The organism is Aetokthonos hydrillicola CCALA 1050, from assembly GCF_017591665.1.
In the GTDB taxonomy this organism is placed as follows: domain Bacteria; phylum Cyanobacteriota; class Cyanobacteriia; order Cyanobacteriales; family Nostocaceae; genus Aetokthonos; species Aetokthonos hydrillicola.
Genome location: NZ_JAAKGC010000008.1, coordinates 123,403 through 145,173, shown reverse-complemented (window position 1 = coordinate 145,173; position 21,771 = coordinate 123,403). Strand labels below are relative to the sequence as shown.

21 protein-coding genes and 1 pseudogene are annotated in these 21,771 nt (G+C 41.5%); 12 read left to right on the top strand and 10 right to left on the bottom strand.

Annotation, left to right across the window (positions count from 1 at the left end; translation table 11 throughout):
* Positions 1-2: 2 nt before the first annotated feature.
* Positions 3-86, top strand: a pseudogene (locus tag G4P69_RS39020) (type II toxin-antitoxin system RelE/ParE family toxin); the annotation flags it as partial.
* Between the two features lie 90 nt (positions 87-176).
* On the opposite strand, the gene G4P69_RS06400 reads toward G4P69_RS39020, so the two are convergent.
* Positions 177-497 (bottom strand): hypothetical protein, encoded by a 321-nt coding sequence (locus tag G4P69_RS06400; RefSeq protein ID WP_208348794.1) that lies wholly within the window; start codon positions 495-497, stop codon positions 177-179.
* 367 nt (positions 498-864) lie between these two features.
* Between G4P69_RS06400 and G4P69_RS06395 the strand changes: the two genes are divergently transcribed.
* From G4P69_RS06395 to G4P69_RS06390, 3 genes are all read left to right on the top strand, one after another.
* Positions 865-1,038 carry a hypothetical protein gene (locus G4P69_RS06395; RefSeq protein WP_208346711.1) on the top strand — a complete coding sequence of 58 codons (174 nt, stop codon included), beginning with the start codon at positions 865-867 and terminating at the stop codon, positions 1,036-1,038.
* A gap of 222 nt (positions 1,039-1,260) precedes the next feature.
* The gene (locus G4P69_RS39870) at positions 1,261-1,389 is read left to right on the top strand and encodes a hypothetical protein (protein WP_279605582.1); all 129 of its coding nucleotides are present in this window, start codon (positions 1,261-1,263) and stop codon (positions 1,387-1,389) included.
* Positions 1,390-1,463: 74 nt separating this feature from the next.
* On the top strand, positions 1,464-2,102 hold the full coding sequence (locus G4P69_RS06390) for an SRPBCC family protein (protein WP_208348792.1): 639 nt from the start codon (positions 1,464-1,466) through the stop codon (positions 2,100-2,102).
* A 48-nt stretch (positions 2,103-2,150) separates the two neighbouring features.
* Here the strand turns inward: G4P69_RS06390 and G4P69_RS06385 are convergent, their stop codons facing one another.
* A complete protein-coding gene (locus tag G4P69_RS06385; protein ID WP_208348790.1) occupies positions 2,151-3,530 on the bottom strand; it encodes a cytochrome P450 in 1,380 nt (459 codons plus the stop codon).
* Between the two features lie 362 nt (positions 3,531-3,892).
* Here G4P69_RS06385 and G4P69_RS06380 point away from each other — a divergent pair, with 362 nt between their 5' ends.
* Both G4P69_RS06380 and G4P69_RS06375 read left to right on the top strand, forming a co-directional pair.
* Positions 3,893-4,528: a ParA family protein gene (locus G4P69_RS06380; RefSeq protein WP_208348787.1), complete on the top strand. Its 636-nt coding sequence runs from the start codon at positions 3,893-3,895 to the stop codon at positions 4,526-4,528.
* Positions 4,528-5,136: a coiled-coil domain-containing protein gene (locus G4P69_RS06375; RefSeq protein WP_208348784.1), complete on the top strand. Its 609-nt coding sequence runs from the start codon at positions 4,528-4,530 to the stop codon at positions 5,134-5,136. Before G4P69_RS06380 ends, G4P69_RS06375 begins: the two co-directional genes overlap by 1 nt.
* A 47-nt stretch (positions 5,137-5,183) precedes the next feature.
* Here G4P69_RS06375 and G4P69_RS06370 read toward each other — a convergent pair whose 3' ends face one another.
* The gene (locus G4P69_RS06370; RefSeq protein ID WP_208348781.1) at positions 5,184-6,074 is read right to left on the bottom strand and encodes an alpha/beta fold hydrolase; all 891 of its coding nucleotides are present in this window, start codon (positions 6,072-6,074) and stop codon (positions 5,184-5,186) included.
* A gap of 397 nt (positions 6,075-6,471) precedes the next feature.
* Between G4P69_RS06370 and G4P69_RS06365 the strand changes: the two genes are divergently transcribed.
* Complete coding sequence (locus G4P69_RS06365; RefSeq protein WP_208346043.1) at positions 6,472-7,257, top strand: Rpn family recombination-promoting nuclease/putative transposase; 786 nt, start codon at positions 6,472-6,474, stop codon at positions 7,255-7,257.
* Here G4P69_RS06365 and G4P69_RS06360 read toward each other — a convergent pair.
* From G4P69_RS06360 to G4P69_RS06350, 3 genes are all read right to left on the bottom strand, one after another.
* Complete coding sequence (locus G4P69_RS06360) at positions 7,254-7,478, bottom strand: type II toxin-antitoxin system HicB family antitoxin (protein WP_243902770.1); 225 nt, start codon at positions 7,476-7,478, stop codon at positions 7,254-7,256. The two genes, G4P69_RS06365 and G4P69_RS06360, sit on opposite strands and share 4 nt — an antisense overlap.
* A gap of 20 nt (positions 7,479-7,498) precedes the next feature.
* Positions 7,499-7,747: a DUF4926 domain-containing protein gene (locus G4P69_RS06355; RefSeq protein ID WP_208346044.1), complete on the bottom strand. Its 249-nt coding sequence runs from the start codon at positions 7,745-7,747 to the stop codon at positions 7,499-7,501.
* 141 nt (positions 7,748-7,888) lie between these two features.
* Positions 7,889-10,378, bottom strand: coding sequence for a phosphoketolase family protein (locus tag G4P69_RS06350; protein ID WP_208348779.1), 2,490 nt, complete (start codon positions 10,376-10,378; stop codon positions 7,889-7,891).
* Positions 10,379-11,287: 909 nt separating this feature from the next.
* Here G4P69_RS06350 and G4P69_RS06345 point away from each other — a divergent pair.
* The 4 genes from G4P69_RS06345 (at position 11,288) to rd (ending at position 15,651) form a co-directional block, all read left to right on the top strand.
* Entirely contained in the window at positions 11,288-12,463 is a 1,176-nt protein-coding gene (locus tag G4P69_RS06345) for a HetZ-related protein 2 (RefSeq protein WP_208344543.1), read from the top strand.
* Positions 12,464-12,720: 257 nt separating this feature from the next.
* Positions 12,721-13,404 carry a Crp/Fnr family transcriptional regulator gene (locus G4P69_RS06340; RefSeq protein ID WP_208348777.1) on the top strand — a complete coding sequence of 228 codons (684 nt, stop codon included), beginning with the start codon at positions 12,721-12,723 and terminating at the stop codon, positions 13,402-13,404.
* Positions 13,405-13,569: 165 nt separating this feature from the next.
* Positions 13,570-15,354, top strand: a complete 1,785-nt coding sequence (locus tag G4P69_RS06335; RefSeq protein ID WP_208346100.1) for a M61 family metallopeptidase — start codon at positions 13,570-13,572, stop codon at positions 15,352-15,354.
* Positions 15,355-15,486: 132 nt separating this feature from the next.
* Positions 15,487-15,651 (top strand): rubredoxin, encoded by a 165-nt coding sequence (gene rd, locus G4P69_RS06330; protein ID WP_208348775.1) that lies wholly within the window; start codon positions 15,487-15,489, stop codon positions 15,649-15,651.
* An 82-nt stretch (positions 15,652-15,733) separates the two neighbouring features.
* On the opposite strand, the gene G4P69_RS06325 is transcribed toward rd, so the two are convergent.
* The 4 genes from G4P69_RS06325 to G4P69_RS06310 all read right to left on the bottom strand — a co-directional run bounded on the left by G4P69_RS06325 (position 15,734) and on the right by G4P69_RS06310 (position 20,524).
* Positions 15,734-15,934, bottom strand: coding sequence for a CopG family transcriptional regulator (locus G4P69_RS06325; protein WP_208344542.1), 201 nt, complete (start codon positions 15,932-15,934; stop codon positions 15,734-15,736).
* Positions 15,935-16,104: 170 nt separating this feature from the next.
* Positions 16,105-19,119: an SUMF1/EgtB/PvdO family nonheme iron enzyme gene (locus G4P69_RS06320; protein WP_208344541.1), complete on the bottom strand. Its 3,015-nt coding sequence runs from the start codon at positions 19,117-19,119 to the stop codon at positions 16,105-16,107.
* A complete protein-coding gene (locus G4P69_RS06315; RefSeq protein WP_208344540.1) occupies positions 19,101-19,454 on the bottom strand; it encodes a hypothetical protein in 354 nt (117 codons plus the stop codon). The genes G4P69_RS06320 and G4P69_RS06315 overlap by 19 nt, the downstream gene beginning before the upstream one ends.
* 308 nt (positions 19,455-19,762) lie before the next feature.
* Positions 19,763-20,524: a class II aldolase/adducin family protein gene (locus G4P69_RS06310; protein WP_208344539.1), complete on the bottom strand. Its 762-nt coding sequence runs from the start codon at positions 20,522-20,524 to the stop codon at positions 19,763-19,765.
* A gap of 329 nt (positions 20,525-20,853) precedes the next feature.
* Between G4P69_RS06310 and G4P69_RS06305 the strand changes: the two genes are divergently transcribed.
* A complete protein-coding gene (locus G4P69_RS06305; protein ID WP_208344538.1) occupies positions 20,854-21,744 on the top strand; it encodes an alpha/beta hydrolase in 891 nt (296 codons plus the stop codon).
* Positions 21,745-21,771: the final 27 nt, after the last annotated feature.

The following is a 21,771-nucleotide window of genomic DNA, read 5'->3' as shown; positions in this document are numbered from 1 at the left end:
ACCTCATCTTTTATCGTCCCTTAAACGACGGCATAGAAGTTATTCGTGTTCTTCATGGTGCAAGAGATATCGAAAACCTTTTTTGACCGATAGGGTTACACTGTAGTCAGGGAATCCCCAAGGGAAAGTTGGGGGTTGGCGATCGCAAAGTTTCCAACTAATCAAACTTAACCTTATTAACTCTTCGTTGGATCAACCCGACCAATCCCAAGGCTTAACAACGTTGTCCTAACATCCTCCCATTCTGAACCACAATAGTAGTATTTGCGTTCTAATAGATCTGCTAAGTAGTACCCAGGCTTACCCATATTTATCCTAAAAAGCTCAACGACTATTTTCTTTTTAGTTGTACCAAAAGCCCGTTCAATATCACCCTCAATTGGTAGATTTAAGGGATTGAAAAAAACCCTTGGCTTGAGAAACTCCCAGTATCTACTTTCTGGATTGACTTCACGCCAAATGATTCGGTAATGAGATGGATAAATTATTTTGTCCATACAGCCGTTTTAGTTATGATTATACAAGAAAGCCCCCAGGTGCTAGCTGAGGGCTATTGAGGCTAGGGATTAGCGTTAGTTCTCGCCATTCTCTTCGTTGTCCTCACTGATATCAAGGTCATTAATTATGTCCCTTCTCTCAGTGGGGATATCCCGTTTCGTTCTTGGATCTGATTCAAACCAAGATCCGAACAAGAAACGGAAGATTCGGAATAATGGCATCCAGCCTTCACCTTTCCCGTTACCCTTATAATTTGGATCTGTCAACTTATCACCTCCTGATGAGGGTATATTTTTTATACCTCATTATTCAATGATATCATGATACTAATCATGATATTATGAATGTATGAATTAAGAAAAAATCATGCCCAGAAAGAAACTAGAACGCAAAAAGGACTATATACAAATCGTAATAGATCCAATGGACAAGACCGCATTTGATACTTGGTGTCTTGCCAATAGTACGACAATGAGTGAAATTATTCGCAAGGAAATAGCTCCCTATATAGCTAAAGGTAAAAAGCTTCTAGACTCCTAAGATGCACATTTTGTAACCCTTATATAGCGAGGATTTCAGCCAGTGAAGAAAAATGTGCATCTTTCATTTTTCACTCTACGTTCGCAGCTAGTCGGAGGCTCAGATCTTGCACCTTTAAATATAAATTTCGTTTCCATTCCTCTTCTAGAGGAATTTAGCTCTTAGACAGGGATTTATAATCCCTGGCTGATTTGTCCATACTTAGTTTCTGGTTCCATAACGTTGATTGATGATGCAGGTGATAATAAAGCCTTTCAATCCAAGCAATACTCGACCTTTCTAACCCAGGCGATCGCAGAGCCAGAAAAGTGCGATCGCTATCATAAAATTGGCTCTGTTGTGCTAAAATGACACAACTATGTGATAATCTACACAAAATCTAACTCTGCGAAGCAAATGCTTAAGTTGTAACTTAACCTTTATAAATGATGCTTGGTTATTTTCCGAAAAATCATCGATTTGTTATCGGTTATGCGTCAGTAATTGCCCTCAGCCTATTTGTTCCCTTAACTGCCAACGCCGTACCTCAACCCAACGCTTCCCTCACCCAATTACCGGGAGAAGAACAGACGTCCTTAAAAGCTGGGCGCGTTGTGCTCACCGGCGAACAAGGACATTATACAGGGCGAGTCCTCGTTACCGCCCCGCTCAGTACTGCCTGGAATGTTTTGACAGATTACGACCACTTCAAGAATTTTCTCCCAGGCGTAGTGTCCAGCCAAATTCTTGAGAACAACGGTGATCAGACTATATTTGAGCAAATTAATGTCGTCAAAGTTTTCCTATTTACTAAAAAAAGTCGATTAGTTATTGCCTCATCGAAGCACTATCCCAATCAAATTGATTTCCAATTAAAGTCAAAGTCAGATGATATTAAGTCGCTTAATGGCTTATGGAAACTCGATCTGATTTCGTCCAATCAGGTGTTGATTACTCAAGACGTCACCTTCGATCCTGGTTCTTCTGCGCCGCGAGACCTGGCGTTTAACATCTACAAAAATGCATTGGAAAATTCGCTTAAAGCTATTAAACAAGAAACAGAGCGACGTTCTGCCCAGCAATAAAGTTAGCAAATTACGAATATTATAGGTGGGCGTTACCCACCTAACTTACTAAACCAGCGCTGGAGAACTTACAGGCTTTTTGACAGGATTAGCAATCATCCGCATTCCTGATGGTGCTGCTACAGTTAAACCTCGGCGCACAGGAGTTACAGGACGCTTATTGACTAGGGATAACTCAAAGTGTGACAGGATTGTAGCTAAAACTAACTTCATTTCATACTGAGCAAACGCCAACCCAATACAACGGCGATTTCCACCACCAAACGGCAAAAACTCATAAGGAGAAAATTGTCGTTCTAAAAATCGTTCTGGTTTGAACTGGTTTGGTTGTGGGTAGGTTTCTTCGCGGTGGTGTGCTAGATAAATACTTGGTATGACGAGGGCTCCTTCTGGTAGTTTGTAGCCCATAATCTCCATCGGAGATTTTAACACTCTAAAGAAAGCAGCCATTGCAATAGGGTATATCCTTAGAGTTTCTTGGCAAACGGCTGTTAGATAAGGTAATTTTGCAACGACACTTGGATCTGGATTGTCACCAACAGAGTTAAGTTCTCTTTGCAGCTTCTCGCGCACCTCTGGTAAATAATCGATCCAGTAAAACGCCCAAGTTAAAGCTGAAGCTGTCGTTTCGTGTCCCGCAACTAGTAGTGTCATCAACTCATCATTTAATTCCTGATCTGACATTCCCTGACCATTTTGGTCAGTAGCAGACATCATTAAACTGAGAATATCTTGACGATTTTGCCTAGACTCTGCGCGACGCTCTTTAATTAAAGTATTAATAAGATCGTTAACTTGTTTTCTTAAGCGGACTACCCTACCCCAAGGACTCCATGCACCCAAATCTTTTTGTATAAACGGAAAAAATATAGCGCTGGACATCAACGGAGAACTAATCCCCTCTAGTAAGGAAGTCAACAGTCGTCTCAGTTCTTCAAAACGTTGTCCTTCATCTAAACCAAATACCACCCGCAAAATAACACGTAGGGTGATTTCTTGCATCGACTCACGGATATTAAAAGGTTTCCCAATCTTCCAGTGGTTGCTTATTTGCTGACTAATTTCACAGATAGTCTCACCATAAGCCCGCATCCTGTCACCGTGAAAAGGAGGCGTTAACAGTTGGCGCTGACGCTGGTGGCGATCGCCATCCAGTAAAATCAGGGAATTATCACCCAATAAAAATCTTAAATCTTGGTTACCTCTTCCAGACTCAAATTGGTTAGGATCAGCAGTAAAAATTTGTTGTAGTGCTTCAGGGTGACCGAAATAAACCATCTTTGTCCCTCTACGACTCGTGATGGTAAAGTGGTCACCGTAGGTCTTAGAAAAATCTTCCACATATTGGATTGGTTGAAAAACCAATTTCATACGCCGTAAAAAATCCGACGTTTGGGGTCCTTTAGGAAGGCTGTTAGTTGCTTGCATAAAACCCTGTTGAGCAGACCAACTCTATTGTGGCGAGTTTCAACCGGAGTTGTGTGAGATTAAGCGATCTCTAAAGAAGAATTCAGAAGTCAGGAGCCAGGAGTCAGAATGATCAATACTAGTTTAAAACCTCTTCTATAAGTTGAAGAGACGGAGGTTGAAACTTTTCCTAAAACACCGTCCCTTTATGGGAGATGTATTCTGGCTCCTGAATTCTGGCTCCTGACTCCTTTTTATTATCTTTAGCAATTTCCGTTAAGCTTTTTTGCTTAAAAGATGTCAACACTTCATGTAAACTAGAATTACTAATAGCTATAAGGAAATAGCAGTCTAGCAGGGTTAGGCAGCGTCGGAAGCAAAAAGTGCCAAAAATAGTCGCAATCCTTAATGGAAAGGGAGGAGTTGGTAAGACAACTACCGCAGTCAATCTGGCTGCAACCTTTGCCCAAGAGAAAAAAAAGGTTCTTCTCGTTGACGCAGATATTCAAGGTTCTGCTAGTTGGTGGTTTGGGCGTAGCCAAAAAGGTATGGGTTTTGATCTATCCCAAGAGACAAATCCCAAGCTTTTAGGTGATTTAGGAAAGATAACAGGTTACGATTTAGTAATGGTGGATACGCCTCCTGCGCTGCACTCTGAAGCATTAGCTGCGGTAGTCGCGAGTGCAGATTATATAGTTTTGCCCTCACCGTGTGCACCAATGGATTTGGCTATCCTTATTGAAACAGTAAGAAAAGCAGTCATTCCTGTCGGGACTCCCCACCGGGTGTTACTGACTAAGGTGGATACTCGCAGTTTAGGGGAAGCACAAGAAGCTCAAAACACCCTCATAGAGTTAGGAATACCTGTTTGTCAAGCCTTTATCCGTGCTTATAAAGCCCATGAACGTTCAGCCCTAGAGGGTGTAGCGATTCATCAGTGGCGAGGAAATAATGCACGAGAGGCGGAAGCTGACTACCGCCGTGTAGCTAATGAACTAAAGCGTGATTGGAGAAAATAATGGCAAGAAAACCACAACAACGTAGTCTTTCTGGTCTAATACAAGAAGAAGCCCAAAAATCTCCACCTCAAGAAGGTGAAACTACTATCGAAACAACTGCAACCCCAGTTGATTCATCTAATGGTAGTGTAGAACAACACAATTCTCATGAAGCCGAGGAAGATTCAACACCAGTCGTTGAGCAAACAACAACTAAGCGTACAAATCCAGCTAAAGCAGAATTAGAAGTCATTAAAAAAGAGTTGAAAAACACTGTGGAACAAGCACAAGAAAAGGAAGCTTCTCTTAAGCAACAAATCGTTGATTTACAATCAACCTTAGCCGAGCAAAAAGAATTGGTAGAACAACTAAAAAAAGAACTCAACGAAGCAAAACAAGCAGCAGTTTACCTAGCACAAAATAATTCTCAGCTTACAGAAGAACTTAATGCTTTAAAACAGCCAACAAAGGCACAACCGGCAAAGGCGCAGCTGGCAAAAGCACAGCCAACACAAAGCACCAGCGCAATAACCTATAGAAGAACATATCAGAGAGAATTACAAGAGTTACCTCACGAACAACCCGGAGGATCTGTTGATGATACTTCTCCAATGTGGTTACTTGACTAATGAATTTGCAGCCAGAGATGAACACAGACAAAAACATATCACCGTGTTCATCTCTGGATAAAATCTACAATATGCTGGGTAGTAATTTGCGGCTGTTCAAGATGAGGGACATGACCACAATCTTTGATCCAGATAAGTTCACTTTGTGGAATCGCCCGCTTAAATTTGCTTGCATCCCCAGTACCTAAAATTTTGTCAGTATCGCCCCATAATATTAGTGTTGGTGGCGCAATCTGTTGTAATTGCTTCCATCTAAAAGCGTTATAACCACCACTTTTGGTGAAAGCAATCAAAGCTTTACTCCAACTAGATATCTCCACGTGTAATCCTGCGCATAATAGAGCGTCAAGTGATGCTAATTCCTTGTTTTTGTATGCAGTACGAGTAATACTACTGCGTACTTTAGGATTACGCAAGAACTCAGTTGCTAAATAATCGAATGGTGGAAATATCAATTTACCTAACGGTGAACTACCTGTTATCCCTGCACTATCAATTAACACTAGCTTTTGGACAACTTCTGGGTAAGTCAGGGTAAAATCGATCGCTGCTGCGCCTCCCATCGAAGCACCAACCAAAATCACAGGTTGGTTAATGAGGGATTTCCAAGAATAATAAAGATGAGTTTTAATAGAAGCTTTGCTAAAAGGTATTCCTGCTGGTTTATCTGTAAACCCAAAACCTAATAAATCAACAGCCAAAGTTTCGTGATGTGCTGCTAGCAGTGGTAAAACGCGACGAAACTCTAATATAGAACTATCGAACCCGTGGATCAACAGTAACGGTATTCCACCACTACCCTGATGCACGTAGGTAGTGTTAATTGGTTGTGGACTCAGGGGAGTGCTGATAGCTGTTTGCTCAATACTTTGAGCAAGCGCGATGGAAGTAGCTTCTGTCAGCTGGCTGACTGTGGTAGGTAGAAAATTTGGAAACATAGATTCTAGTCTACCTCATTGTCCAAACAATTCGTAATTAAGTTCGTAGTTTGTACTACTCTACACACAGCCACTCCCAATACTGCTCGGATAAGAATTTTTGTAGGTTGGGTTGAACGCTCGTGTTACCCAACAAAACCTTATAGATGTTGGGTTTCGTTCCTCAACCCAACCTACATTAAACTTAACTTTTTGGCTTAACCGAGCAGTATTGCAGCCACTCCGTATCTAGAGCGCAAAAACAGCGGAACTACAAATCTTTCAGTCATTGGTTCGTAGTGTAATTTTCAAAAAAGTAGTAAAATTCGAGGTCTAATAAGATCTTATCAATGTACCAGTGCAATGCTTCCTGAAGCAACTGTTAATAAAGCACTGTTGTTTTAGTGAGGTGAAATAAGTGAAAACAGATAATCTTTTCTACGAACTCATTAAAGAACTACCACAAATCTTTTTTGAACTTATTGGTAAACCTGACACAAACCTAAATGCATACGACTTTACTGCACCAGAAATTAAACAACAATCCTTTCGTTTAGATGGTTTATTTTCTACCGTTGAAGGCTTTGAAAACGAACCACTATACTTTCTTGAACTTCAAACTTACAAAGATGAGGAGTTCTACGAACGGCTGTTTGGAGAAATTTTCCTGTATTTCCGTCAATATCGCCCACCAAACCCTGAATGGTGTGCAGTTGTTATCTATGACAGGCGTAGCAATGAAACCTCCTTACACCTCCGTTATCGTTCTTTAGTAGAACCTCATCTAAGATGCTTTTACTTAGATGAACTTGATGAAGTAGCAAATGATTCTCTGGGTATAGGAATTCTGGGATTGATTGTAAAGAGTCAGAAGCAAGCACCAGAGTTCGCTAAACAGCTAATTAACAAAGCAAGAGTTGAACTGACAGACACACTCATTCAGCAAAAAGTTCTACAATTTATAGAGACAATTGTAGTCTACAAGTTTCCTAATTTAAGCCGTGAGGAAATAGAAGCCATGCTCAATTTAAATATGTTCAAAAAAACCAGGGTTTATCAAGAAACTAAAGAAGAAGTCGAATTAGAGACTAAGCTAGAAATAATTCCAAAGCTTGTTCAGCGTGGAGTCAGCATTCAAGAAATAGCAGAAATATTAGAATTGGATGCTGACACTATTAGAAAAGCTTTGCAAGAGCAGTCTTAGTTTATTTGATTCATCCTGGGTATATTTTCATTCTGCTGTTGTTGTGAATTTACTTCAATGGTTACAAACTTACCCTTTGCTAGTTGTGCTTTGAGGGCAGATTTTACGTTAGAGATTGCTTCTTCCTCTGTCTTACCTTCTACAGTCAAATTTAGCATCCCAACAACTGATGCTAGAAAGCGCTGTTGAGATTTACTCTCAACAAAGACCTGATACTGCATGATGAGTTTTATCCTGGTCCTTACGATAACTGTGCTAAGGGGCGAATAGCTAAGACTGCATTACTGGGCATTTTTTCTACTGCTGACATGGGAACGGTAAAAACAGCAATAGAGTCACCTGCTGCATTAAATACTTCTAATATATAGCCATCTTCACCACCGCTAGGATGAGTTACATAATCAATTAGCATAGCGACATCACCCTGTTTGAGGTTGTGTTCTGGTAAATTTCGACGGAGAGCAACATATTGATATAGTTCCAATTTCATCAGGCTATTCCTTTTTTGGTTTCAAGGTAATATCGAAAATCTGTAAACTTTTGTAAAACACATTCAAAGGTTAGTAGTTGCGCTTGGGTGCGCTGTAGACACGAAGTGGCTTCCCGCAAGGTAGCGCAACTACGAACTTACCTAGGATCTCGATTTTGCTGTGCCTTCAGCACCTTCTTGGGAAGGAGAACCATTGTCTTGTGAGTGTGTTTTATCCACACCAGATCCACCAGTCCATTTCCAATTACGGATTTCTGGCATATCATCTCCATGTTCGCGGACATAGAGTTTATGCTCGATTAATTTGTCGTGGATGAGCTGCTTCACATGAGCACGTTCATACTTAAATCGGTGAATACGATCAAGTACATCATCGGCTAAACTATAGCGATCTATCTGGTTGAGAACACACATGTCGAAGGGAGTGGTTGTTGTTCCCTCTTCTTTATATCCCCGAACATGAAGATTATCATGGTTTGGGCGACGGTAGGTAAGGCGGTGAATCACCCAAGGGTAGCCGTGGAAGGCAAAAATAATCGGTTTATCGGGTGTGAAAAGTGCTGCATAATCGAAATCAGAGATCCCGTGAGGATGCTCGGTTGGCGGCTGAAGTGTCATCAAGTCCACCACGTTCACTACCCGAATCTTGATATCGGGGAGATGTTGCCGCAAGAAGTCAGCAGCAGCTAGGGTTTCCATTGTGGGAATATCTCCAGCACACGCCATCACAACGTCTGGTTCTACGCCTTGATCATTACTAGCCCATCCCCAGATCCCAAGACCTTCGGTACAATGCTTGATCGCATCATCTATGTTGAGGTACTGCAATGCAGGTTGTTTACCAGCTATAATCAAGTTCACATAATTGCGGCTACGTAAACAGTGGTCGGTCACTGATAGTAGGGTATTAGCGTCGGGGGGTAGGTAAACCCGAACGACACTCGCTTTCTTGTTAACTACGTGGTCTATAAAACCAGGATCTTGGTGAGAAAAACCGTTGTGATCCTGCCGCCAAACGTGGGAAGTTAGTAGGTAGTTAAGGGAGGCAATTGGTCTACGCCAGGGAATATGGCGGGTTGTCTTCAGCCATTTCGCGTGTTGGTTAAACATTGAGTCCACGATATGGATGAATGCTTCATAGCAAGAGAATAAGCCGTGGCGACCGGTAAGTAGATAGCCTTCTAACCAACCTTGACAGGTGTGTTCACTCAAAATTTCCATGACGTGACCATCAGCAGACAGGTGGTCATCGTAGGAATATATTTCTTCCATCCAAGCCCGGTTTGTTGTTTCAAATACACTGTCTAACCGGTTTGATGCTGTCTCGTCTGGACCCATCAGACGGAAGTTGTGCTTATTCCGCTTCATAATGTCGCGGAGAAATTTACCCATAACGCGGGTCGCTTCTGCAACAGTGGAACCTGGTTTAGAAACATCAACTGCATAGTCTTGGAAATCAGGCATTTTTAAGTCGCGTAGCAGTAAACCCCCGTTAGCATGTGGGTTTGCTCCCATGCGGCGATCGCCAACAGGTGCTAGTTCCGCTAACTCGTCAATCAACTTCCCGTTCTCGTCAAACAGTTCTTCTGGTTTGTAGCTTTTCATCCAGTCTTCCAGCAGCTTGAGATGTTCTGGCTTACTTGCCATTTCTGAGAAGGGAACTTGGTGCGATCGCCAAAAATCCTCTGTCTTTTTCCCATCTACTTCCTTCGGTCCTGTCCACCCTTTGGGAGTACGCATGATAATCATAGGCCAGCGAGGAAGCGATTTCGCGCCATTGGCACGAGCATCGTGCTGGATTGCTTTAATTTCAGCAATCGCAGTATCCAAAGTTGCAGCCATGATTTGATGGACTTTTTCTGGATCAGAACCCTCGACAAAGTATGGTTTGTAGCCATAACCCAAGAACAAGTTTTCTAAGTCCTCATGGCTAATCCGCGATAACAACGTTGGGTTAGCAATCTTGTAACCATTTAGATGGAGAATCGGCAATACTGCACCATCACGTACTGGATTGAGGAATTTGTTAGAATGCCAACTGGCAGCAAGTGCTCCTGTCTCGGCTTCACCGTCACCTACAACACAGGCAACAATTAAATCAGGGTTATCAAAGGCTGCACCATAAGCATGAGAGAGGCAATAGCCAAGTTCACCACCTTCGTTAATTGAACCTGGAGTTTCTGGTGCGACGTGGCTGGGAATTCCACCAGGGAAAGAGAACTGCTTGAACAGTTTTTTCATACCCTCAGCATCTTGAGAAATGTTAGGATAGAATTCGCTGTAAGTGCCTTCTAAATAAGTATTAGCGACTAACCCAGGACCACCATGACCAGGGCCAGTAATGTAGATCACATTCAGGTCATCCCGCTTGATTACCCGATTAAGATGGACATAGATAAAATTGAGCCCTGGAGTTGTACCCCAGTGACCTAGCAACCTGGGTTTGATGTGTTCTAACTTCAGAGGCTCTTTAAGTAGCGGATTTTTAAACAAATAAATTTGTCCAACAGACAAGTAATTTGCCGCACGCCAGTAAGCGTTCATATTCCGCAACTCTTCTGCACTAAGAGGGGCTTGCTGGATCGTGGATTTGTCTTGTACTTGAGGCTCTTTCAAGGGTGAAACTGTCATGATTTATAACTCCTAAGCGCGATATGGTGCTTAATGCAACTCAATTATTGCAGTTTTGTACTTAGCACTTCGTTCAAGTTAATTCTAGGAATTCGCCTCTTGGCCGTTGATTAGCTCTAAGTTAACAAAAAATTAAGTTTTGCTTAATTTTGTAAACTATGATGCATTTGTAATTTCAGTTATACAACAATCTTTGTAAAGTGTTTAATTAACCTGCTTGGATTAATCGCCCTACGTAAGGTAAATAGTATTTCCCCATCAAATCAATAAATCCGCCACTTCTGGTTTGGGTTATAGTTCGAGGACTATGTTACGGGCGAGCCACTTACCATCTAACACCACTTGACCGAAGAGGGAGTCAGCCCCTTTGGGGAAGTCACGCATTCAAGAGTAAGAACGCCATAAATAATTTTAGGGGCTTGTACCTTTTTCGTTCTTGTCAAAGCGAGAAAGCTAGAATGTATCGTATCAACTTCATTAATCCTCTGCCCTCTACCTGCAGCATAATTGCCTTACCTGAAAATCACCTGTATAAAAAAATAAATATAGCGCTAAACTTCTGAAGAAAGACTCTACAGGAGTGAAACTTATATGGACAAAACAGCGTCAAGATTAAGGTGAATGGATATATTATCAGGTGCAAAATGTCAACTTTCCCAAATCCCAAGAGTAGTTAACATGTATTTCCACGTAATCTAGGCTGGGAGATCTCGTAGTTGAAAAAATTGCTGATTCAAGCTTAGATTCAAGGTACGTTTGGTCTCAAAGTTAGGAAAAAACATAGAAACTACTGCATAAGTTCCTTGAGCGAAAATCTAATAAGAGTAGAATCACACCAGATGTCGTTATGGACATCATTCTAGGGGCAACTGCCATTGAAAATGTTGAGCGGGAGAAACAGGGGTTGTCATGAAAACTTCAAAACAGAGTTTCGAGGAGTGCAATCTCACCATGGCACCAGAGGTGGAAAAACTGGAGCAATATTGGCAACAGCGGTTAGAAGTGGAATGCCCACAACAAAGTGAGGCTTCCAGACAAAGTATCATTCGCTGGCTTATGGGAAGCGACTCAAAACGTTTTGACATGCTCAACCCCAAGGAATTGGATATAGCCAAGCAAGCGATGGAATATCGCTATCGGATTTTAATTCAAAGATACTTGGGTTTAGGGCGCGAACGTGCTTATCGCAACCTGATCAATCGACTAGCAAGTTTAGTGACGTTGCGAAATAAAATTAGAACTTGGGTATCCTTAAGTCGCGATCGCCAACGAACTGTATTGGATGTTTTACAAGAAGTCTTACAAGAGTTACTGCAAAGCGATAGCTACATACAACAGCAAATGGCTTCCGTAGCAGAACTAACAGATGATGTACGACTACAGAATTCTTTACTTTTCGCTGCATTAGAAGAGTATTGTTTGCGACCAGTACGCAATCAACCTTTATTAGTATATCGGTTTGTTAATTATCTGCGTCGTACTCAACGAGGTGGCTTAACCCAGGTTCCAGCTAGTGACTCAGTGAGGCTAGTCTCGGAAGAAGTTCTTACGGATGATAGTGACAATCGGGTCAACCTCATGGACAGCCAGGTGGTTGCTGAGTATCAAGAAGCACAAGAACAGTCAGAGCAACAGGCACTGCGCCAAATGGTCAAACAAGAGTTTGAAAATTATTTGCGCGAAAATTTAGGTGAAGAAGCAGTGTACTGGCTAAAACTCTACTTACAAGGGAAGTCTCAAGATGAAATCGCCAAAAAATTAAATAAGCCGACGAAGGAAGTCTATCGGTTACGAGAAAAAATTAGCTACCACGCTGTACGTGTGTTTAGTCTTAAAGGTGAACCAGAACTCGTGGAGAACTGGCTGTCAATTTCTGCAAAGGAACACAATTTTGGACTCACTGAGAAACTATTTGTTGTGATGATAGAAAAATTGACGGCTACCCAACAGCAGATTTTAGAGTTGCGCAAAGCAGATCATGGATTTGACGAGATTGCTCAACAGTTAAAACTGAAAACCCATCAGGTTCTCGGTGAGTGGAGTAAAATCTACCTGATCGCCCAATCACTCAGAACTCAAGAATAATCTGGTTTGGATCAGCACTCTTGACCTCTGTTTCAGCCTGGAAAAAGGGGAAAGGTTAAATTTTAACCTTTTCCCTTTTTCCTTTACGGCTTAACCCAACCGTATAGGCTCTACGGGACAGTAAGACACACAACAGAAAAATATATACCACAACAAATGGTCGGATAATAACTAAAATCTATTTATCAAAGCTATCCTAGCAAGTATAGTAACAAACCCATTATTTTTGCTCCTGATTCATTTTTTGCAAATATTTCATGCAGATTGACGCTTTTAGTGGACTTTTCCCGTTAATGAGTACAGCCAGCCCCCAAACTGTGGAATGGCTGCTTTCTGTTGCAATTGAACATGAATCCCCAGCTGGACGAGCCGTTTTGATGGAAGACGCTTGGGGTAACGCACTTTACTTCGTTGTTTCTGGCTGGGTTAAAGTTCGACGCACTGTCGGTGAAGATTCTATCGCCTTGGCAATTCTAGGTCGTGGCGATTTTTTTGGAGAAATGGCGATTTTAGATGAGTCTCCTCGCTCAACAGATGTCATTGCTCTCTCGCCCGTTAAGTTACTAAGTATTTCCAGAGAAAGCTTGATTCAAATATTGTTCAAAGATCCGCAGCTACATCACCGAATGCTCCAACTGATGGTGCGGAGATTGCGACATGTTAATATGCGCTTGCAAATTAGGTCTTCACCTCCAGCCGTTAAACTTGCCCATACTTTAGTTAATTTAGCTGAAAACTATGGTCAAGAATCAGACACGGGAAAGGAAATTTTTCAGATTCCCTACAAAGATCTAGCAGATGTTACAGAAATTGGTGTCGAAGAAACTACCAAAATTATGGAAAAGCTACAGGAGAAAGGTTGGATTAAAATTGACAGTATAAATCAGGTAGTTTATCTGATTAACTTTAAACAGTTAATAAATTTGGCTGGCAAAGTCTAACAGCGTCCGTAGTCGGCAGTAGTCCATAATTAGTGATATTGTAACTATTTCGACTATTGAACAATGTACAGGCGGGTTTAAAAAGATATCTTGTTTGCCGAGTGCGGGTTTAACCCATATCTTGCTATTGACTAATAACTCAAAAATTTAGACTCATAAATACAAATGACTGAAGCAGCTGCACTTCGCCCCAATATCACTATTGAGGAAAGCTTACCAACAATTCACTACCAAGTGGCAATGCCTCAACCAGAAACGCACCTGTTTGAGGTAACCTTATGCCTAAAAGGCTTCCCATTACCAACTCTTGATTTGAAACTACCGGTGTGGACTCCAGGTTCGTACTTAGTGCGTGAATACTCTAAACATTTACAGGATTTTGGCGCTTTCTCAGGAGAAAAGCCCTTAGCTTGGCAAAAAATTAACAAGAATCACTGGCAGGTAGAAACAAGGGGCTTAAAAGACATAAGCGTAAGATACCGCATTTTTGCAAATGATTTATCTGTACGGACAAATCACTTGGATGCAAAACACGGTTATTTTAATGGAGCAGCATTGTTTTTTAGACTACCAGGCTGGGAAAATCAATCAATCCAGGTGACTATTATACCGCCATATACACAGTGGCAGGTAACAACTGCATTACCCTCAGTTACCGGACAAACGAACACTTTCTATGCTTGCGATTTCGATACCCTTGTAGATAGTCCTTTTGAAATTGGCACTCACCAAATCTACCACTTTGAGGTACTAGGAAAACCTCATGAATTGGCAGTCTGGGGACAAGGCAATTTCTCAGTACAGCAGATGATTGCTGATTTTAAGAAAATGATCACCGTCGAAGCACAGATGTTCGGTGGTTTGCCATATCAACGATACGTGTTTTTGCTACATCTAGCTTCCCAATCTTATGGAGGGTTGGAGCATAAGAACTGTTGCTCGTTAATTTATCAGCGATTCGGATTTCGCGATCGCGACAAGTATGATCGTTTTATGCAATTGGTCGCACACGAGTTCTTTCACTTGTGGAACGTTAAGCGCATTCGCCCTAAAGCACTGGAAGTTTTTGATTACGACGGCGAAAATTACACACCATCCCTATGGTTTTGTGAGGGAACAACGAGTTACTACGATTTACTAATTCCCTTACGCGCAGGGGTGTATGATCTTAAGACATTCTTAAGCAATTGTAGCAAAGAAATCACTAGGTTTCTTAATACACCAGGACGCCACGTACAAAGCGTTTCTGAGTCAAGTTTTGATGCTTGGATCAAGCTGTATCGTCAAGACGCTAATAGTGGTAATTCCCAAATTTCTTACTATTTAAAAGGCGAAATGGTATCTTTGATGCTGGATTTGTTAATTCGGTCACTCCATAGAAACCAGCGATCGCTTGACGATGTCATGCTCCTTATGTGGCAAAAATTTGGCAAACCAGAAATTGGCTACACCCCAGAACAATTGCAGCAAGTTATTGAATCTGTCGCGAGAATAGATTTATCTGATTTCTTTGCCCGTTATATTGACGGTACTGAGGAATTGCCTTTTAACGACTACTTAGAACCTTTTGGCTTACGGCTAGAAGCGGATAGTGATGAGGAACCTTTCCTCGGAGTCAGGGTAACTGCTGACAATGGAAGGGATTTAATTAAGTTTGTTGAAGCAGGTTCGCCTGCTCAACTAGCAGGAATTGATCCTGGTGATGAACTGTTGGCAATAGATGGCATAAAAGTGACGGCGAGTCAATTAAGCGATCGCCTTAAAGATTACCAACCAAATGACACTATTCAAATTACAGTTTTCCATCAAGACGAACTGCGTACCTATCCTGTCACCTTAACTCATTCACGCCCTAATAGGTATCAACTCATACCAATTCCTAATCCTAATTCTACGCAGCAAGAAAACTTTGCTGGATGGTTAGGTGTTCCTCTTATAAGTAGTTCATGAAAAAACTATAGCCCTTTGCAGTTCGGAGGGTGGGCATTGCCCACCAACTATATAAATTTTCTGGTTGGATCAGAATGTTGATTAAGCGTGAGAATATGAGGTAAGGCAAACAATATAAGGTAGCAAAAGAACATGCAAGAATACCTATGCGGCATCTGTGGACATGTGTATAACCCAGAAGACGGCGATCCAGAAGGTGGCGTAGAACCAGGAACAGCTTTTGAAAACATCCCAGAGGATTGGGTTTGTCCAATATGTGGAGCAGGAAAGGAGGAATTCCAACCACATGAAGATTAAAGAGTGTAGTGTGTGGGTTAGGATAAAAAATGTAATTCTTTATCTTCATTCCTTGACATGATGAACTCTAGGAGCCTGCTAGCTACAATTTAGCTCCCAGGATGGGATTGACATCAGGCACTCTTGCCAAAATTTGATCAAAGCGATCATAATCAGCGGCTTGTGCTGCTTTCCATAAGTGACTGAGAGATCGCTCGGCTGCTACATGCCGTTCGATCACGGTAATCAACCATTGTTCCAAGGGAACCTGATTCACCTGTGCCAAACGGCGAACTTCCTGCATTAATCAGAAAACTTTGGTATAGGATTTACATGCTCGAATTTATATGTTATGGTTATTAGGAACAGAGTTACCTGATAAATCTGTAAAAAAAATTGATCGTTCCGCTCCGCTACACTTCCCAAGGGCAAAGAGAAGAAGCGCAGAGAGCAGAAGGGCAAAAGTGCAAAGGGCTAATAAGTCCTGGCTGCACCAACCACAACCACGCGAAAACCCACACCGAAGTAGTTCCAGTCGACGCGCGCGAACCCGAAGCGATACGCCGAACGACAGAACCTCGGAATGAGGTCCCACGAACCACCACGCAGCAGTCGGTATTGAGAATTATTATCAATTAGCCAAGGATTACCATCTATCGGCGCTCCCTCATAATTGCCATGCCATGGATCTGCACACCATTCCCAGACGTTGCCGTGCATATCAAACAAACCGAAGGCATTTGCTAGACCCAATTTACCTACTGGTATTGTTTTATTCCTGTACTCACCTTTAGGAACATCAGCGTAAGTGTATCCAGCATTGTAATTTGCTAAATCTGATGTGATAGTCTCGCCAAAGTGGAATGGAGTTGTCGTACCAGCACGACAGGCATATTCCCATTCTGCTTCACTCGGTAAACAGTAGGGCTTGCCTGTTAAACGAGAGAGGCGATCGCAGAACTCTACTGCTTCATACCACGAAACTTGTTCAACTGGTAAATTTTTTCCTTTAAAGTACGAGGGTTCGAGTTCTAAGTCACGGTTAATTTTGGGTAATGCAGCCACTACCCTCCATTGTCCTTGGGTAATTTGGTATTTCCCCATATAGAAGGCTTGAATCGTTACTTCATGCTGAGGTTTTTCAGAATCGTATCCTTCCCCTTCGGGTGAACCCATCAGGAATTTTCCACTGGGGATGGCTACCATTTCTAAGGTAATCCCCTCACCCAAGTCTTCGTTAAAGCATTGGGCTTGTTTGATTTCTCGTTCGATAATTTCGCCGCGACGGTTGACGGTGACGGTTTCAAACTCAAAGGAGTTTAGTAAATCACTTTGAAGTCCCAAAGATTGAACATCTTTAAATTCTTCTTTAGCAGAAAAAGCATCTATAACATTTCTAACTAAATCTTCTCCCTCTCCATCCTGATTTCTTTGGGCTGCGGCTAAAGCCTGATCTAATCTAGCTCTTGGATCTTTGTTCGGTTCAATCCAACGCCAATAAGGACTTAACGAAGCTGTTATTCCAGCACTGTAACAGATTTTATTTGAATTATTTTCATATTCATAGCCCCATACAAGAAATAAAATCAAATTTGAGTTTTCTTGCAGAAGCAACTGCTGCGCCTTCTTCTCATCTCGATTACCAAAAAGTTTAAGAACTCTGTCACAAAAACTGTCATAATAAAACTCTAAAACTTGAGGAGCAAGATAGTCAAGTCCTCTTCCTTTTTGCAATTTACTTTCTGCATAACTACGCGCAGGTTCAGGTAAAGTGACTCTCCAATCAGTTGCAGTTGAAGACTTTTCTGCCATTGAAAACTTGAACAATTCCATCAAAGCCTTATTTCCATTTCTACCCCAAATAGCTTTAGCTAAATCCAGACTCAACCCACTGGGAAAGAACGCCAACAAAGGAAATATATCTTGAGCTTCTACTGATAATTTATCAAAAGAGAGTTCTAACGTTATACGCAGACTCCTTTCTTTTCTTTTTTCAGGAGAATAGCTATCTAGAACTTCCATCGGTTCACTGACCAATTCTTCCCGCAGCATTTTAAGAGTATATTGAGTTTCTGCCATATAAGATGCTGCTAGTCTAATGGGTAAGGGATAGCCATCTAGAAACTTTACTAAAAGCCGAAAATCTAAGAACAAATCATCATTGTCTCCCCATTGTTCTTGTGATGGAGCATACTTTCTAAATATCTCTTTTGTTTCTGATGCTCCCATGCTGCAAACTTCTTCTTGATGACAATAAACAATATCCCTTACTACAGAATCACGAGAAGTTAACAACAACCTTAAATGAGGACTCTGTTCCAAAAGCGAGTTCAAAAGTTCAGTTAGATCACTGGGTTCTTTCTCGATCAATTTATCTAAATCATCGAGAATCAAAAACACTCGACGATTCTTTAACTCTCTCTCTAAGGAGAAACTACTTAATTCAAGAGTCTGTTTAACTTTGACAATAAGCGTTCCTACAGAATCAGTATCGCGCAAACTAATAAACCAAACTCCATCTTTATAGCGATCGCGCTCATGTAACCACTGACCAATAGCATAAGCTAAAGCAGTTTTACCTATTCCCCCCATTCCATGAAGAGCAATACAACGTTTGTCTGACTCTACCAGCACTTTAATGACTTGGTGTATTTCTTGTTTACGTCCAACAAAGTTTGGATCGTTACGGCGAATATTAGTATTTGACCACTGGGGATAGATAACTTGGTGTGAATCTGCTGGCTCTATAATCAGCGATTGATCATGGGAAATTTGGGGTAATAATCGAAACTTGAAGGCTTCATCGAAATTAACTCCCTTTTGAAAAGTAACGGAGTTAAACAGTTTTCTTAATTTATCATCTAGTTTAACTGCACTTCGACTCTGTAAAAAACTATTAGCAACTGTATCTTGATTAAATAATGCTTGATAAAGTCGGCGAGAAAAACATCGGGCTGCAAGATCTAAAATTGTATCTTCTGCGTTAACCGCAATTACATGATATACTTCTGCTTTTACAAACGCTTCAGCTAGCTTTTCTGAATGACAAGCATTCAATAGTGCTAATTGACAGGGTGGTTGGTTGTGATTCGATAAGGCGATCGCTAGTTCTTCTTCGCTAAAACAACGAGCCATTCCCAGATCATCTTCTAACACCAGGGCTGTACTCTCTTCGTGTCTCATTCCATGACCAATAAAATGAATAATCAGTGGTTTGACACGACTAGACAACACATCTTGTAGAGTCCTTGATGTCGCTACTTTCACCACTATTTCCACTGCTATCGGGTGAGATAGATCGTTTAATACTGAAGCGATCGCATCAATTTCTTCCTGTATTGATAAAGTTTCTACTGGCGATAAGTCTTCATTGAGTAGAGGGGCTGAAAACAATATCAGGATTTGATTACTGAACGAATTATCTTGTCCAGTACTTTCTTTTACTCCTGGATTAATGGGAACTTTTACAGCTACTTTTGAGAAAACCATTGCTCTATTTCTTCATCAGTAGCAGTGCTTAAGTCAATAAAGGAACGATCTGGGTGTTCTAACTTTCCTTTTGGTTCTATCCCTTTTTCTCGCATTTTTCGCCGCCAATTATTCAGCGCCTTAGCCACCTTGATACTTTTATCTATTAAATCCGCTGTTGCTGCTATCCCCCCTAATACTGTGGCCACAAAAACTATGTCATCTGCACCTACGATCCGACTTGGTGACTTTTGTAACTTTATCGAACTTAGCTCCAGCGATGTTTCTAAAGACTCTATTTCATCTGGTGGTACTTGGGATGAAATTACTATAGTACACAAAGGATATTGATTCATTTACAAGTTTAAATGTTTAATTTTTCAATACTTGTAGCTGTTCGATTTTACCACAGTGGTGTTCATTCGACGGCGTTGCTGAATACAGGTAGGAATATAAATTAGCCCGATATCCCGCCCAGAACTTAAGTTCCGGGCTAATAGCTTAAGTCCATTGAAATGGACTGAAATCCTTTATCAGTCCTCTTGAGAGGACTTTAGCTATCAGCCAGCGATTTAAATCGCTGGCTGGCTGGCTGACAGCCTAGGTGCAAGATATGAGGAGAGCAATATCCTCCTCATCCTCCCAACTGACTGAGGGCAATAATCTATTCCAACAAATCAGGTTCTTCCCGCACAATTCTGTCGTACAGAGGTTGAAAGCTAAACCACCCCGCTGAATGGGTTCCTACTTGGCTACGGGTTAAAGTAGCTGTTTCGTGATTTATGGAAATAGGTTTACCTGCTGCTTCCGCTAAAAGTTGTGCTTGAGCCGATCGCTCAAAACTGATATACCACCATGCAGCTTCATCTACTGTCTGTCCTACTGTTAAAAAGCCGTGATTTTGCAAGATGACAGCTTTTTTATCACCTAATGCTTCACCTATTTTTTGACCTTCTGAGGTATCTAAAACTACACCATTATACTCTGTAAACAAGGCGTGGTCTTGATAAAAAGCACAAGAATCTTGAGTTAACGGATCAAGCAAGCGACCAAGACTCGACCAAGATTTACCATGCAGGGAATGAGCATGAGCGGCTGCAACTATATCGGGGCGCGCCTCATGAACTTGGGAATGAATCGCAAAGGCTGCCCGATTGACTGAAGCATCTCCCTTAACAACTTCACCTTCTTTATTAAGTAAAATCAGGTCAGAAACGCGGATATGACCGAAGTATTTTCCTAATGGATTTACCCAAAAATGGTCGGTAAATTCTGGATCGCGAGCAGTAATATGACCTGCTATTCCTTCGCTAAAGCCAAAACGACCAAACAGGCGAAATGCAGCAGCGAGACGTTGTTTCCGGTAGAGACGTTCTTCTTCAACTCGCTCAAAAACTGGTGGTTGTGGTCTATCGAATCTCGGCATAATTTTCCCTGTGTTGTTTATTCTCGACGAAGATGCTTAGTGATAAACTAGCAAATCCCTATGTTTAAGAGTAGGGGCTTTGTTATGGGATCGGGACTGAGCAAAAATACTGTGAATTGATCGATATTTAGTAGTATAGAAAATTTCATCAAAAATTTCAACTGATTCCGGTTCTTAGCGTATGAAGAGAGGAATGAGTTCTGCTAAAGTTGTCCAAAAAATTATGGCCTGAAAAACTCTTTACTTAAAAAAAATAAAATACTATAATCCGATGCATTAAACGTACTTTACTTTTAAAGCATTAAATAACAGGGTAAGACATCTTGAGAATGGAACATCGAGAAGGAAGCCTCAAAGGAGTTAGAGGACTAGACCTCTATTATCAAAGCTGGCACCCATTTGGCAAACCAGATGCAATCGTAGTGATTTTACATGGGTTAGGTAGCCATAGTGGTTTGTTTAGCAATGTGTTCAAGCACCTTGTTAGGGCTGGATATGCTGTTTATGGATTGGATTTACGTGGACATGGACGTTCACAAGGGCAACGAGGACATATCACAAGTTGGTCTGAATTTCGAGAAGACTTAAGAGCCTTCCTCAAACTGATTGAGGCACAGGAACATAGATGTCCACGTTTTCTCTTAGGGCATAGTTTAGGCGGATTGATTATTTTGGATTACGTTCTTCGAGTCCCAACTGGAATTCAGGGTGTGATTACGATGGCTCCTCCCTTGGGAAAAATTGGTATCTCGCCTGTCCAACTGACTCTAGGGCGGACACTCTCACAAGTGATGCCACGCTTCGCACTCAATACTAGTTTTGCTCGTTCGAGAGTTTCACGGGAGGAGAGCGTGCTTGCAACCTTGAGACAAGATCGATATATGCATTCAAGAGGTAGCGCTCGTCTAGCAACAGAGTTTTTAGATACAGTCGCTTGGATTCAATCTCATGCAAATGATTTACAAGTACCTATCTTGATTCTTCATGGTGAAGCTGATCAGGTGGCTCTTCCAGAAGGTAGTCGTATTTTCTTTGAAAAGATTGGTTTCCCAGATAAAGAGCGTTACGAATACTCTGAAAGCTGTCACGCCCTTCATCACGATCTCAATTATCAGGAAATATTAGCTGACATAGAAGATTGGCTCGAAAGGCACATCAAAGGCGGAACTGTACTACCTTTCAGACAACGAACAGTATTAGATGAATATATGTTGGGCTGAATTGGATAGGAGGCGATACCTTTCCAA

What these genes read in the sequence shown, in the direction of transcription:
- G4P69_RS06400 (WP_208348794.1), bottom strand. Translation starts at nt 497, where the DNA reads ATGGACAAAATAATTTATCCATCTCATTACCGAATCATTTGGCGTGAA.
- G4P69_RS06395 (WP_208346711.1), top strand. Translation starts at nt 865, where the DNA reads ATGCCCAGAAAGAAACTAGAACGCAAAAAGGACTATATACAAATCGTA.
- G4P69_RS06390 (WP_208348792.1), top strand. Translation starts at nt 1,464, where the DNA reads ATGATGCTTGGTTATTTTCCGAAAAATCATCGATTTGTTATCGGTTAT.
- G4P69_RS06385 (WP_208348790.1), bottom strand. Translation starts at nt 3,530, where the DNA reads ATGCAAGCAACTAACAGCCTTCCTAAAGGACCCCAAACGTCGGATTTT.
- G4P69_RS06375 (WP_208348784.1), top strand. Translation starts at nt 4,528, where the DNA reads ATGGCAAGAAAACCACAACAACGTAGTCTTTCTGGTCTAATACAAGAA.
- G4P69_RS06370 (WP_208348781.1), bottom strand. Translation starts at nt 6,074, where the DNA reads ATGTTTCCAAATTTTCTACCTACCACAGTCAGCCAGCTGACAGAAGCT.
- G4P69_RS06360 (WP_243902770.1), bottom strand. Translation starts at nt 7,478, where the DNA reads ATGCAGTATCAGGTCTTTGTTGAGAGTAAATCTCAACAGCGCTTTCTA.
- G4P69_RS06355 (WP_208346044.1), bottom strand. Translation starts at nt 7,747, where the DNA reads ATGAAATTGGAACTATATCAATATGTTGCTCTCCGTCGAAATTTACCA.
- G4P69_RS06350 (WP_208348779.1), bottom strand. Translation starts at nt 10,378, where the DNA reads ATGACAGTTTCACCCTTGAAAGAGCCTCAAGTACAAGACAAATCCACG.
- G4P69_RS06345 (WP_208344543.1), top strand. Translation starts at nt 11,288, where the DNA reads ATGAAAACTTCAAAACAGAGTTTCGAGGAGTGCAATCTCACCATGGCA.
- G4P69_RS06340 (WP_208348777.1), top strand. Translation starts at nt 12,721, where the DNA reads ATGCAGATTGACGCTTTTAGTGGACTTTTCCCGTTAATGAGTACAGCC.
- G4P69_RS06335 (WP_208346100.1), top strand. Translation starts at nt 13,570, where the DNA reads ATGACTGAAGCAGCTGCACTTCGCCCCAATATCACTATTGAGGAAAGC.
- rd (WP_208348775.1), top strand. Translation starts at nt 15,487, where the DNA reads ATGCAAGAATACCTATGCGGCATCTGTGGACATGTGTATAACCCAGAA.
- G4P69_RS06325 (WP_208344542.1), bottom strand. Translation starts at nt 15,934, where the DNA reads ATGCAGGAAGTTCGCCGTTTGGCACAGGTGAATCAGGTTCCCTTGGAA.
- G4P69_RS06320 (WP_208344541.1), bottom strand. Translation starts at nt 19,119, where the DNA reads ATGGTTTTCTCAAAAGTAGCTGTAAAAGTTCCCATTAATCCAGGAGTA.
- G4P69_RS06315 (WP_208344540.1), bottom strand. Translation starts at nt 19,454, where the DNA reads ATGAATCAATATCCTTTGTGTACTATAGTAATTTCATCCCAAGTACCA.
- G4P69_RS06310 (WP_208344539.1), bottom strand. Translation starts at nt 20,524, where the DNA reads ATGCCGAGATTCGATAGACCACAACCACCAGTTTTTGAGCGAGTTGAA.
- G4P69_RS06305 (WP_208344538.1), top strand. Translation starts at nt 20,854, where the DNA reads ATGGAACATCGAGAAGGAAGCCTCAAAGGAGTTAGAGGACTAGACCTC.